Below are 12,627 nucleotides of genomic sequence, written 5' to 3' on the forward strand. Positions count from 1 at the left end.
TTCGTGCGGTCTGTGTGTCGGGTGGCGCTTACGCTTACCCGACCTACAACGGTCGTGCGGTCTGTGTGTCGGGTGGCGCTTACGCTTACCCGACCTACAAAGTTCGAGGATTTATGTAGGCCGGGTAAGGCGTAGCCGCCACCCGGCTTTGTTCTACCAGGTCCAGGTTTTACTGGGCGTCACCACCGCCGGCAACGGCACATCCCATTTCTCCACGGGTAATGCCTCCACGCCCTGACAATCATGCGCATAGCCCACCGGCTGCAACCCGTACTGCTGCCAGTTTTGTAGCGTTCTGTCGTAAAAACCACCGCCCATTCCCAGGCGCTGTCCCTGCTCGTCAAACGCCACCAGCGGCGTAATCAGCACATCCAGTTCAGATAGCGGCAGCACATCGCGCACGTCGAGTTTGGGTTCGGTGATTTTCAGACGATTCACCACCAGCTCGCTGTGCGGATGGTAGTGCAGAAACAGCAGATTGCCCCGGCTAAAGGGATGCAGCACCGGCAGATAAACTTTTTTCCCGGCGCGCCAGAGCTGGTCGATAAGTGGTTGGGTATCCAGCTCACCATCAAACGAAAGAAACAGGGCGACGGTGTTTGCCATCACCACAGGCGGATAGGCCATCATACGGGCGGCGGCCTGCTGGGCAAACTGTGCCTGTTGTTCGGCGCTTAAGGCACGACGACGCTGGCGAATGAGCTGACGGATATCCTGGCGTGAAGCAGAAACTTCAGGGAATTGAGTCATGGTTGTTGGTAGAAGAAGAGAGAGGGAATCTCCGAGATGCCGCCGCAGGCTGTAACCCTTGAACCCTTGGTTCAAGGTGAATGTGTCGTCATAGTTTTAAGGCTTCTCGGACGGACCGAGCATGCTCACCAACCATGGAGCGCCACATTCTTGTGGTATGAAATATCGGCTCAGGGGACTGGCCCGCTTGCAAACATCTCAGAGAAATTTTGTCTTCACAGTTACTCTACCATAGTCAACTGAGAAGTGTTATTCAAACTTTGGTCCCGGTCTTTCAGGACTGCGACCTTGATCAAGCAATGCCTGTTCAATGGTCTGCTGGAGCATTTTAATGCGCTGCTCCATGCTTGCCGCGTAATCGCGGGTCTTCGCTTTTTCCTGAGTCAGTTCATAGCTGATGTTCAACGCGGCGATGAAAACCAGCTGCTCAGTATTTGTGACTCTAGTGCGTTCTTTTAGATCTTGCAACCGCTGATTCAAATCGTCCGCAGCCTGATTCAAAGCATCCCTTTGTTCAGGCGGACAATTCACTCGCAGTGAACGGCCAAAAATCTGGAGATCGACGGGTTGTGCAGACATGCCACCTTCCTGCTGATTGACTGCGCTGCCTTCGCTTACTGCCCCGGGGGCTGCGAAGGGGCGACACTATAGCTACCCTGATGTGAAGATACAAGCCCTTTTCTGGTATCACCAGGGTCCAAAGTGGTAGCATATCATGAATATCCTCCCTTTGATGACGAATGCGTATGTCTATACAGAACGAAATGCCTGGTTACAAGGATTTAAACCAGTTACTGAACCAGCAGGGAGTCGGTCTAACCCCTGCCGAAATGCACGGTCTGATCAGCGGCATACTGTGCGGCGGAAACAGCGACAGCTCATGGCTGCCGCTGATCCACGACCTCACCAACGAAGGGCTGGCGTTTGGCCACGAACTGGCGGAAGCGCTGCGTAAAATGCACGCCGCAACCAGCGATTCCCTGGAAGACGATGGCTTTCTTTTTCAGCTTTATCTGCCTGAAGGCGACGATGTCAGCGTTTTCGATCGCGCTGATGCGCTCGCGGGTTGGGTAAACCACTATCTGCTTGGCCTGGGCGTAACCCAGCCTAAACTGGATAAAGTGACCGGCGAAGCGGGTGAAGCCATCGACGATCTGCGTAACATCGCCCAGCTCGGCTACGATGAAGACGAAGACCAGGAAGAGCTGGAGATGTCTCTCGAAGAGATCATCGAGTACGTGCGCGTGGCGTCTCTGCTGTGCCACGACAACTTTACGCGCTCGCAGCCGACCGCGCCGGAAGTTCGCAAGCCAACATTACACTAAGAAAAATAACGCACAGGAGGGTGTCATGGTTATCTCCAGTCAAGAGTATTCTCGCCGCCGTCAGGCGCTGCTGGCAAAAATGCAGCCGGGAAGCGCTGCCCTGATTTTCGCCGCGCCGGAAGTGACGCGCAGCGCCGACAGCGAATACCCCTATCGCCAGAGCAGTGATTTCTGGTACTTCACCGGGTTTAACGAGCCGGAAGCGGTACTGGTGCTGATTAAAAGCAATGACACCCACAACCACAGCGTGATTTTTAACCGCGTGCGCGATCTGACCGCGGAAATCTGGTTTGGTCGCCGCTTAGGGCAGGAGGCGGCGCCGGAAAAACTGGGCGTGGACCGCGCGCTGGCCTACAGCGAAATCAACCAGCAGCTCTATCAATTGCTCAACGGCCTGGACGTGCTCTATCACGCGCAGGGTGAATACGCGTATGCGGATGAGATTGTTTTCACTGCGCTGGATAAGCTGCGTAAAGGCTCACGTCAGAATTTGTCTGCACCCGCGACCCTGACAGACTGGAGACCGGTAGTGCACGAGATGCGCCTGTTTAAGTCTGAAGAAGAGCTGAATGTGATGCGCCGCGCGGGCGAAATCAGCGCCCTGGCGCATACCCGCGCCATGGAAAAGTGCCGTCCCGGTATGTTCGAGTACCAGCTTGAAGGCGAAATTCACCATGAATTTAACCGTCACGGCGCGCGCTTCCCGTCCTATAACACCATCGTAGGCGGCGGGGAAAACGGCTGCATTCTGCACTACACCGAAAACGAAAGTGAACTGCGCGACGGCGATCTGGTGCTGATTGACGCCGGCTGTGAATATCAGGGTTACGCGGGCGACATCACCCGTACCTTCCCGGTGAACGGTAAATTCACCCCAGCGCAGCGTGAAATCTATGACATCGTGCTTGAGTCTCTGGAGACCGCGCTGACGCTGTTCCGCCCTGGCACCTCCATCCAGGAGGTTACGGGCGAGGTGGTGCGCATCATGATTACCGGGCTGGTGAAGCTTGGTATTCTGAAAGGCGATGTGGACACCCTTATAACCGAAAACGCCCATCGTCCGTACTTTATGCACGGCCTGAGCCACTGGCTGGGGCTGGATGTGCATGACGTGGGGGCATACGGTCCGGAACGTTCGCGCGTGCTGGAGCCAGGCATGGTGCTGACCGTTGAGCCGGGGCTGTACATCGCGCCGGATGCCGACGTGCCGGAACAGTACCGCGGGATCGGCATTCGTATTGAAGATGACATCGTCATCACCGAAACCGGTAACGAAAACCTGACCGCGACCGTGGTGAAAAAAGCCGACGACATCGAGGCGCTGATGGCGGCGGCACGCGGATGAGCGTAATCATTGTTGGCGGAGGCATGACCGGCGCTACTCTGGCGTTGGCTATTTCGCAGTTAACCCAAGGCCAGCTTCCGGTGCATCTGGTTGAGGCGGTCGCGCCGCAGGCGGCCGATCATCCCGGTTTCGACGCCCGCGCTATCGCGCTGGCGCAGGGAACCTGTCAGCAGCTTGCGCGTATTGGGATCTGGCAGGCGATAGCGGATTGCGCAACGGCGATCGGCACCGTTCACGTCAGCGATCGCGGGCACGCCGGGTTTGTGACGCTGGATGCCCACGATTACCGGATCGAGGCGCTGGGGCAGGTTGTCGAGCTGCATGACGTAGGGCTGCGGCTGTTCCGTCTTTTACAGGACGCGCCTGGCGTCACGCTGCACTGTCCGGCGCGCGTCGCCAGCTTTAGCCGCCGTGACGAAGCCGTCAGCGTGACGCTGGACAACGGCACCACGCTGGAGGGGGAACTGCTGGTGGCGGCGGATGGTTCACGCTCCGCGATCGCCACGCAGTGCGGCGTCGAATTGCGCTCTGAACCCTATGGGCAGGTGGCGGTCATCGCTAACGTCTCTACGGCTGGCACGCATAACGGCAGGGCATTTGAGCGCTTCACTGAGCACGGCCCGCTGGCCATGCTGCCGATGTCGAACGGGCGCTGCTCGCTGGTGTGGTGCCATGCGCAGGACCGGGCCGATGAGGTTCTCTCCTGGTCCGACGAACGTTTTAGTTCCGAGCTGCAGAAAGCCTTCGGCTGGCGGCTTGGGCGTATCACCCAGGCCGGAAAACGCGTGGCCTATCCGCTCGCGCTGACGACCGCATCGCAGACTGTCTCCCATCGCGTCGCTCTGGTCGGCAACGCCGCGCAGACGCTGCACCCCATCGCCGGGCAAGGCTTTAACCTTGGCCTGCGCGACGTGATGAGCCTGGCTGAACTACTGGCGCAGACGTGGAGCGAACAACAGGATTGTGGCGCATACTCAGTGCTGAGCCATTACCAGAAACGACGTCAGGCGGACAAAGCGGCGACCATTGGCGTTACCGACGGTTTAGTCCACCTGTTTGCCAATCGCTGGGCACCGCTGGTTGCGGGTCGCAACCTTGGGCTGATGGCGATGGAACTGTTCATTCCGGCACGTGACGTGCTGGCGCAGCGGACCCTGGGTTGGGTCGCGCGTTAAGGAGTAATCACCGTGCAAAATGTTGATGTCGCCATTGTCGGCGGCGGAATGGTAGGACTGGCGCTGGCCTGTGGTTTACAGGGCAGCGGCCTGCGCGTGGCGGTGCTTGAGCAAAATGCGCCGCAGCCTGTGGCGCAGGATGCACCGCCGGAGCTGCGCGTCTCGGCGATCAATGCCGCCAGCGAAAAGCTACTGACGCACCTTGGCGTCTGGTCTGAAATCGTGGCGCTGCGTGCCAGCTGTTACCATGGCATGGAAGTGTGGGATAAAGACAGCTTCGGCCATATCGCGTTTGACGATGAAAGCATGGGCTACAGCCACCTTGGGCACATCGTTGAAAACGCGGTGATCCACCACGCGCTGTGGCAAAAAGCGCAGCAGTGCAGCGACGTCACGCTGATCGCACCGGCGAAACTTCAGCAGGTGGCATGGGGCGAAAACGACGCGTTTATCACTCTTGAAAGCGGCGACATGCTGACCGCGCGGCTGGTAGTGGGTGCCGACGGCGCCAATTCCTGGCTGCGTAACAAAGCGGATATTCCGCTGACCTTCTGGGATTACCGTCATCACGCCCTGGTTGCCACAATCCGCACCGAAGAGCCGCATGGCGGCGTGGCGCGCCAGATTTTCCACAATGATGGCATTCTGGCCTTCCTGCCGCTTGCCGATCCGCATCTCTGCTCCATCGTCTGGTCTTTAGAGCCGGAGAAAGCGCAGCAGATGCAGGAGGCGACGCCGGACGCCTTTAATCAGGCGCTATGCGTGGCGTTTGATAACCGTCTGGGCCTGTGCACGCTTGAAAGCGAACGCCAGGCGTTTCCGTTAACCGGTCGCTACGCGCGTCAGTTTGCGGCGCACCGTCTGGCGTTGGTGGGGGATGCGGCGCATACGATTCATCCGCTGGCCGGGCAGGGGGTGAACCTCGGCTTTATGGACGCGGCCGAGCTGGTTGAAGAGCTGCGTCGTCTGCATCGGGAAGGTAAAGATATTGGTCAGCATCTGTATCTGCGTCGCTACGAGCGCAGCCGCAAACACAGTGCGGCGATGATGCTGGCGGGTATGCAGGGCTTCCGCGAGCTATTTGCCGGAGCGAACCCGGCGAAAAAACTGCTGCGCGATATCGGCCTCAAACTGGCCGACACCCTTCCCGGCGTCAAACCGCAGCTTCTTCGTCAGGCAATGGGCCTTAACGATCTTCCCGACTGGTTACGTTAATCTCGATCCCCGTCACACTTTATTTTCCCGGCCTTCGCGCCGGGGAAATCTCCTCGTTTGAAATAATCTAATTTCACGTCATTTTTCGCATTAGAAAATCTAATCTTACTCTTTTTATGTTACGGAAATTCGGCCCGTTTTTCCGCACGAAATACCACCATCTGCTAAATCCTGTTAGCTCGATGTTAATTTTATGCGGGTTTAATCGCATTTTACCAGTGAATAACTCTGTAGGCTTTTCAGCGATTTTTGGTCATAAGCTAATGTGATGACCCGTTTTACCTTATGGTTAACCGCCGGTTTCGGTGGTAAGTTCAGGTAAAAGAGAACGTTTGCGTCGGCCCTCGATCGCGAGGTCGACACCGGGTTTCACGGTGAATTTTTCAACGAGGAAAAGATGGCTCAACAGACTCCTTTGTACGAACAGCACGTGTTATGCGGCGCCCGCATGGTGGACTTCCACGGCTGGATGATGCCGCTGCACTACGGCTCGCAGATTGATGAGCACCACGCGGTGCGCACCGATGCCGGTATGTTCGACGTGTCTCATATGACGATTGTCGACCTGCGCGGTAGCCGCACCCGGGAGTTTTTGCGTTATCTGCTGGCAAACGACGTCGCCAAACTAAAAACGCCGGGCAAAGCGCTCTATACCGGCATGCTCAATGCCTCTGGCGGCGTGATTGACGACCTCATCGTCTACTACTTCACCGAAGATTTCTTCCGCCTCGTTGTAAACTCCGCCACCCGCGAAAAAGACCTCTCCTGGATTTCCCAACACGCTGAACCTTACGCCATCGACATCACCGTTCGTGACGATCTGTCGCTGATTGCGGTGCAGGGGCCAAACGCCCAGGCGAAATCCGCGTCTCTGTTCAGCGACGAGCAGCGCAAAGCAACCGAAGGCATGAAGCCGTTCTTCGGCGTGCAGGCGGGGGATCTGTTTATCGCCACCACCGGCTACACCGGTGAAGCGGGCTACGAAATTGCAATGCCAAACGAAAAGGCCGCCGATTTCTGGCGTGCGCTGGTGGAGGCGGGTGTGAAGCCTGCGGGCCTGGGCGCGCGCGATACGCTGCGTCTGGAAGCGGGGATGAACCTCTACGGTCAGGAGATGGACGAAGGCGTCTCACCGCTGGCGGCCAACATGGGCTGGACCATCGCGTGGGAACCGGCTGACCGTGATTTTATTGGCCGTGAAGCGCTGGAGATGCAGCGCGAGAAGGGCACTGAACAGCTGGTTGGCCTGGTGATGAAAGAAAAAGGCGTTCTGCGCGGCGAGCTGCCGGTGCGCTTCACCGATGCCGATGGCAATCATCGCGAAGGCGTGATCACCAGCGGAACGTTCTCCCCGACGCTCGGCTACAGTATTGCACTGGCACGCGTGCCAGCGGGGATTGGCGAAACGGCGGTGGTGCAGATCCGCAACCGCGAAATGCCGGTCAACGTGACCAAACCGATTTTTGTTCGCGCCGGTAAGCCGGTCGCCTAACTATTTTTATCAGGAGAACTTCAATGAGCAATGTGCCAGCAGAACTGAAATACAGCAAAGAACACGAGTGGCTGCGCAAAGAGGCGGACGGCACTTACACCGTTGGGATCACCGAGCACGCGCAGGAACTGCTGGGCGACATGGTGTTTGTTGACCTGCCGGAAGTGGGCGCAACCGTGAGCGCAGGCGACGACTGTGCGGTGGCGGAATCCGTTAAAGCGGCCTCTGACATCTACGCTCCGGTGAGCGGTGAAATTGTTGCCGTGAACGACGCGCTGAGCGACTCCCCGGAGCTGGTGAACAGCGAGCCTTATGAAGGCGGCTGGATCTTTAAGATCAAAGCCAGCGACGAAGCGCAGGTTGCCGCGCTGCTGGATGCGACCGCGTACGAAGCACTACTGGAAGACGAATAACGTTGTGCCGGATGGCGCTAACGCTTATCCGGCCTACAGATCTACGTAGGCCCGGTAAGCGTTAGCGCCACCGGGCAACAGCGTTACAGATAATTACGATTCACTGCACGTTTCAGGAACCATCGCTCATGACACAGACTTTAAGCCAGCTTGAAAACCGTGGCGCCTTCATTGAACGTCACATTGGGCCGGATGCTCAGCAACAGCAGGAGATGCTGAAGACAGTTGGCGCGGATTCATTAAACGCACTGATCGGCCAGATCGTGCCAAAAGACATCCAGCTTGCCACACCGCCGCAGGTAGGCGAGTCCACGACGGAGTTCGCCGCGCTGGCGGAGCTGAAGGCCATCGCCGGCCTTAACAAGCGCTATAAGTCTTACATCGGCATGGGCTACACCAACGTGCAATTACCGCCGGTGATCCTGCGTAATATGCTGGAAAATCCGGGCTGGTACACCGCTTACACCCCGTATCAGCCAGAAGTCTCCCAGGGCCGTCTGGAAGCGCTGCTGAACTTCCAGCAGGTGACGCTGGATCTGACCGGTATGGATATCGCCTCTGCCTCGCTGCTGGATGAAGCCACTGCCGCCGCTGAAGCGATGGCGATGGCGAAGCGCGTGAGCAAGCTGAAAAACGCCAACCGCTTCTTCGTCGCGGCGGACGTGCATCCCCAGACGCTGGACGTGGTGCGCACCCGTGCGGAAACCTTCGGCTTTGAGGTGATTGTCGACGACGCTGACAAAGTGCTGGATCACCAGGACGTCTTCGGCGTGCTGTTACAGCAGGTGGGCACCACCGGGGAAGTGCATGATTACAGCGCGCTGATCGCCGAGCTCAAATCCCGTAAGGTTATTGTTAGCGTCGCCGCTGATTTTATGGCGCTGGTGCTGCTGACGGCGCCAGGTAAACAGGGCGCGGATATTGTCTTCGGCTCAGCGCAACGCTTCGGCGTGCCGATGGGCTACGGCGGCCCGCACGCGGCGTTCTTTGGCGCGAAAGATGAATTTAAACGTTCCATGCCAGGCCGTATTATCGGCGTATCGAAAGATGCCGCCGGTAACACCGCGCTGCGCATGGCGATGCAGACCCGCGAGCAGCATATCCGCCGCGAGAAAGCGAACTCCAACATCTGTACCTCGCAGGTGCTGCTGGCTAACATTGCCAGCTTATACGCGGTGTTCCACGGTCCGGCTGGCCTGAAACGCATTGCCAGCCGCATCCACCGTCTGGCCGATATCCTGGCCTGCGGTCTGCAACAGAAAGGTCTCAGACTGCGTCATGAGCACTACTTCGACACCCTGTGCGTCGAGGTGGCAGACAAAGCGGCCGTGCTGGCGCGCGCCGAGGCAGCACAAATCAACCTGCGCAGCGACATTCACAATGCGGTCGGCATTACGCTGGACGAAAGCACCACCCGTGACGATATCCTGACCCTGTTCAACGTATTGCTGGGTGACGCACAGGGTCTGGACGTTGATACGCTCGACAAAGAGGTTGCGCTCGACAGCCGCTCCATTCAGGAAAGCATGCTGCGCGACGACGCGATCCTGACTCACCCGGTGTTCAACCGCTATCACAGCGAAACCGAGATGATGCGTTACATGCACTCTCTGGAACGTAAAGATCTGGCGCTGAACCAGGCGATGATCCCGCTGGGCTCCTGCACCATGAAGCTGAACGCCGCGGCTGAGATGATCCCAATCACCTGGCCTGAATTCTCCGAGCTGCACCCGTTCTGCCCGGCTGAGCAGGCGGAAGGTTATCACATGATGATCAACCAGCTCTCCGACTGGCTGGTGAAGCTGACCGGGTACGACGCGCTCTGCATGCAGCCGAACTCCGGTGCGCAGGGTGAATACGCCGGTCTGCTGGCGATCCGTCACTATCACGAAAGCCGCAACGAAGGCCACCGCGATATCTGTCTGATCCCAAGCTCTGCCCACGGCACCAACCCGGCCTCTGCCCAGATGGCAGGGATGGAAGTGGTGGTCGTGGCGTGCGACAAAAACGGCAACATCGATCTGGCCGACCTGCGCGCGAAAGCCGAGCAGGCAGGCGACAAACTCTCCTGCATCATGGTGACCTACCCGTCCACCCACGGCGTGTACGAAGAAACGATCCGTGAAGTGTGTGAAGTGGTGCATCAGTTCGGCGGCCAGGTTTACCTCGACGGCGCGAACATGAACGCCCAGGTGGGCATTACCTCTCCGGGCTTTATTGGCGCGGACGTGTCGCACCTCAACCTGCATAAAACGTTCTGCATTCCGCACGGCGGCGGCGGCCCGGGCATGGGCCCAATCGGCGTCAAAGCGCACCTGGCACCGTTTGTGCCAGGCCATAGCGTGGTGCAGATTGAAGGCATGCTGACCCGTCAGGGCGCGGTCTCCGCGGCACCGTTCGGCAGCGCCTCTATCCTGCCAATCAGCTGGATGTACATCCGCATGATGGGCGCGGAAGGGCTCAAGCAGGCCAGCCAGGTGGCGATCCTCAACGCCAACTACATCGCAACACGTCTGAAAGACGCCTATCCGGTGCTCTACACCGGCCGCGATGGTCGCGTGGCGCACGAATGCATCCTCGATATTCGTCCTCTGAAAGAAGAGACGGGCATCAGCGAGCTGGATATTGCCAAGCGCCTGATCGACTACGGCTTCCACGCGCCAACCATGTCCTTCCCGGTTGCAGGAACGCTGATGGTTGAGCCGACCGAGTCTGAAAGCAAGGTGGAGCTGGATCGCTTTATCGACGCGATGCTGGCGATCCGCAGCGAAATCGACCGCGTGAAAGGCGGGGAATGGACGCTGGAAGATAACCCCCTGGTTAACGCGCCGCATACCCAGAACGAACTGGTGGCAGAGTGGAACCACGGTTATACCCGCGAGCTGGCTGTCTTCCCGGCAGGTGTAGCAAACAAATACTGGCCAACCGTGAAACGTCTTGATGATGTTTACGGCGACCGTAACCTGTTCTGCTCCTGCGTGCCGATGAGCGAATACCAGTAACGTTGTTCCTGTAGTAACGTAGGCCGGGTAAGGCGAAGCCGCCACCCGGCTTTTTTATTGGGAGAAAAGAATGGCAATTGCATTGGTCACCGGCGCCAGCCGGGGTATTGGTAAAGCCACCGCGCTACAGCTGGCAAGCGAAGGCTACACCGTTGCGGTGAATTTTCATCACAACATCAAAGCCGCGACAGAGGTCATTAATCAGATCGTGGACGCGGGTGGTAAGGCCTTTGCCGTGCGCGCGGATATCAGCGATGAATCGCAGGTGATGGCGATGTTCGACAGCATCGATCGCGAAGGTGAGCCGCTCGCCGCGCTGGTGAACAACGCCGGGATTTTGTTTGAACAATCCTCCATCGAAAACCTCTCCGCTGAACGTATTAACCGCGTGCTGTCCACCAACGTCACTGGCTATTTTCTCTGCTGCCGTGAGGCGGTGAAACGCATGTCGCATAAACACGGCGGCAAGGGTGGCGCGATTGTGAATGTCTCCTCGGCGGCCTCACGACTGGGCGCTCCGGGGGAGTATGTGGATTATGCTGCCTCCAAAGGGGCGGTGGATTCCCTCACCACCGGCCTCGCGCTGGAGGTGGCGGCGCAGGGCATTCGCGTTAACTGCGTGCGGCCAGGCCTGATTTATACCGATATTCACGCCTCCGGCGGCGAGCCGGGGCGTGTGGATCGGGTGAAGTCGATGTTACCGATGCAGCGTGGCGGTCAGCCGGAGGAGGTCGCCCAGGCCATTACCTGGCTGCTGAGCGACAAAGCCTCTTATGTCACCGGTAGCTTCCTGGAGCTGGCTGGCGGGAAGTAACGTTACGACGCCAGCCACAGCCGCAGGCGCATTCCCCAGCCGCTGGTCCAGCCGGTGGTGATCGACTTCACTTCACCGTGAGAGATCACCACAAGCGTTGGCGTCACCTGAACGTCCCACTGACGCGCCAGTTCTCCGCTGGCGTCGTTGACCGTGGGCATCATCGCCTTCTTCTTCCTCATCCATGTTTCGAGCGTCGCGTTATCGCCTGAGCGCAGCGCAACCGACATCACGTTACCCCCGTCCGCGGCAATCGCCGCCACCGACGGCGTGGTGTAGCGGCAGACGCCGCACCATGTCGCCCAGACGTAGACCAGCAGCGGTCGCTCCTTACTCATGGCGATAAGATCGACGGGCTGACCGTCGAGGGTGTGCAGTGCCGTCGCGGAGAAATTCTGCGGCAGCGCGGGCTGGCGGAAATAGTCCACCGCCAGGCTCACGGCTACGCCAATCAGCAGCCACACGGCCAGCTCGCGCAGCAGGCGCGGAAGCTTACTTGCCACGGGCGTTTGCCAGCTGTTCTTTGACCAGCCCCTCCAGATCGTCATACGGGATTGCGCCCGCCACCATCTGGTCACCGATGATGGTCGCCGGGGTGCCCTGAATATTCAGCACCTGCGACAGGATCAGGTTCATCTTTACGCTGTCCATGGTTTTATCATCGGTTTTAATGCTGTCCGTCCCGGTCTTCACCTGCGCGGCGGCGATGCTGGCGTCATCGTGATAGCCCTTTTTCATCATCAGCCGCTGGTGTAGTGCCCAGAATTGATCCGGCGCCTGCTGCCACGTTGAGAGCGCCGCTTTCGCGGCATTTACCGAGCTTTGTCCCTTGAACGGCAGCAGTTTGATGATGAGCTGCACGTCGGGATTATCGTGCACGATTTTCTCCAGCATTGGGTCGAACTGCTTGCAATACGGGCAGTTGTAGTCTGTGAAGGAGACGATGGTGAGCTTCGGCGATGTCGCGCCGGTTCGTGGGCTGTTGGGGTCGTTAAACAGCAGTTTTGCCAGCTGGTCGTTGGAAGCGTCATCTGACGGTGCGGCGAAACCGAACGTTGATAACGACAGCAGAAGTAAGGCAACAAAGGCTCTCATG

12 protein-coding genes and 1 other RNA gene are annotated in these 12,627 nt (G+C 58.5%); 8 read left to right on the forward strand and 5 right to left on the reverse strand.

What is annotated here, in order from left to right; genetic code table 11:
- Positions 1 to 153 precede the first annotated feature (153 nt).
- From ACNQ0T_RS04565 to zapA, 3 genes are all read right to left on the reverse strand, one after another.
- The gene (locus ACNQ0T_RS04565; protein ID WP_022649320.1) at positions 154 to 750 is read right to left on the reverse strand and encodes a 5-formyltetrahydrofolate cyclo-ligase; all 597 of its coding nucleotides are present in this window, start codon (positions 748 to 750) and stop codon (positions 154 to 156) included.
- 24 nt (positions 751 to 774) lie between these two features.
- Positions 775 to 958: non-coding RNA, 6S RNA (gene ssrS / locus ACNQ0T_RS04570), on the reverse strand.
- 41 nt (positions 959 to 999) lie between these two features.
- Positions 1,000 to 1,329, reverse strand: coding sequence for a cell division protein ZapA (zapA, locus tag ACNQ0T_RS04575; RefSeq protein WP_003860096.1), 330 nt, complete (start codon positions 1,327 to 1,329; stop codon positions 1,000 to 1,002).
- 167 nt (positions 1,330 to 1,496) lie between these two features.
- Between zapA and ACNQ0T_RS04580 the strand changes: the two genes are divergently transcribed.
- From ACNQ0T_RS04580 to ACNQ0T_RS04615, 8 genes are all read left to right on the forward strand, one after another.
- Entirely contained in the window at positions 1,497 to 2,075 is a 579-nt protein-coding gene (locus ACNQ0T_RS04580; protein WP_072201010.1) for a YecA family protein, read from the forward strand.
- Between the two features lie 31 nt (positions 2,076 to 2,106).
- On the forward strand, positions 2,107 to 3,420 hold the full coding sequence (gene pepP, locus ACNQ0T_RS04585) for a Xaa-Pro aminopeptidase (protein ID WP_088581805.1): 1,314 nt from the start codon (positions 2,107 to 2,109) through the stop codon (positions 3,418 to 3,420).
- Positions 3,417 to 4,595 carry a 2-octaprenyl-6-methoxyphenyl hydroxylase gene (ubiH, locus tag ACNQ0T_RS04590; RefSeq protein ID WP_154051580.1) on the forward strand — a complete coding sequence of 393 codons (1,179 nt, stop codon included), beginning with the start codon at positions 3,417 to 3,419 and terminating at the stop codon, positions 4,593 to 4,595. The genes pepP and ubiH overlap by 4 nt, the downstream gene beginning before the upstream one ends.
- Before the next feature lie 12 nt (positions 4,596 to 4,607).
- On the forward strand, positions 4,608 to 5,810 hold the full coding sequence (gene ubiI, locus ACNQ0T_RS04595) for an FAD-dependent 2-octaprenylphenol hydroxylase (RefSeq protein WP_022649317.1): 1,203 nt from the start codon (positions 4,608 to 4,610) through the stop codon (positions 5,808 to 5,810).
- A gap of 397 nt (positions 5,811 to 6,207) precedes the next feature.
- Positions 6,208 to 7,302: a glycine cleavage system aminomethyltransferase GcvT gene (gene gcvT, locus ACNQ0T_RS04600; RefSeq protein ID WP_023298548.1), complete on the forward strand. Its 1,095-nt coding sequence runs from the start codon at positions 6,208 to 6,210 to the stop codon at positions 7,300 to 7,302.
- A 23-nt stretch (positions 7,303 to 7,325) separates the two neighbouring features.
- Positions 7,326 to 7,715: a glycine cleavage system protein GcvH gene (gene gcvH / locus ACNQ0T_RS04605; protein ID WP_006811885.1), complete on the forward strand. Its 390-nt coding sequence runs from the start codon at positions 7,326 to 7,328 to the stop codon at positions 7,713 to 7,715.
- A 128-nt stretch (positions 7,716 to 7,843) separates the two neighbouring features.
- On the forward strand, positions 7,844 to 10,717 hold the full coding sequence (gcvP, locus tag ACNQ0T_RS04610) for an aminomethyl-transferring glycine dehydrogenase (RefSeq protein WP_045308801.1): 2,874 nt from the start codon (positions 7,844 to 7,846) through the stop codon (positions 10,715 to 10,717).
- Between the two features lie 70 nt (positions 10,718 to 10,787).
- The gene (locus tag ACNQ0T_RS04615; protein ID WP_023306889.1) at positions 10,788 to 11,531 is read left to right on the forward strand and encodes an SDR family oxidoreductase; all 744 of its coding nucleotides are present in this window, start codon (positions 10,788 to 10,790) and stop codon (positions 11,529 to 11,531) included.
- A gap of 2 nt (positions 11,532 to 11,533) precedes the next feature.
- Here ACNQ0T_RS04615 and ACNQ0T_RS04620 read toward each other — a convergent pair whose 3' ends face one another.
- Entirely contained in the window at positions 11,534 to 12,034 is a 501-nt protein-coding gene (locus ACNQ0T_RS04620) for a protein disulfide oxidoreductase (protein ID WP_032626112.1), read from the reverse strand.
- Positions 12,024 to 12,626: a DsbA family protein gene (locus ACNQ0T_RS04625; RefSeq protein WP_417929675.1), complete on the reverse strand. Its 603-nt coding sequence runs from the start codon at positions 12,624 to 12,626 to the stop codon at positions 12,024 to 12,026. The genes ACNQ0T_RS04620 and ACNQ0T_RS04625 overlap by 11 nt, the downstream gene beginning before the upstream one ends.
- Between the last annotated feature and the right edge of the window lies 1 nt (position 12,627).

This window comes from Enterobacter cloacae complex sp.6700776, assembly GCF_048284255.1.
Classification (GTDB): Bacteria; Pseudomonadota; Gammaproteobacteria; order Enterobacterales; family Enterobacteriaceae; genus Enterobacter; species Enterobacter intestinihominis.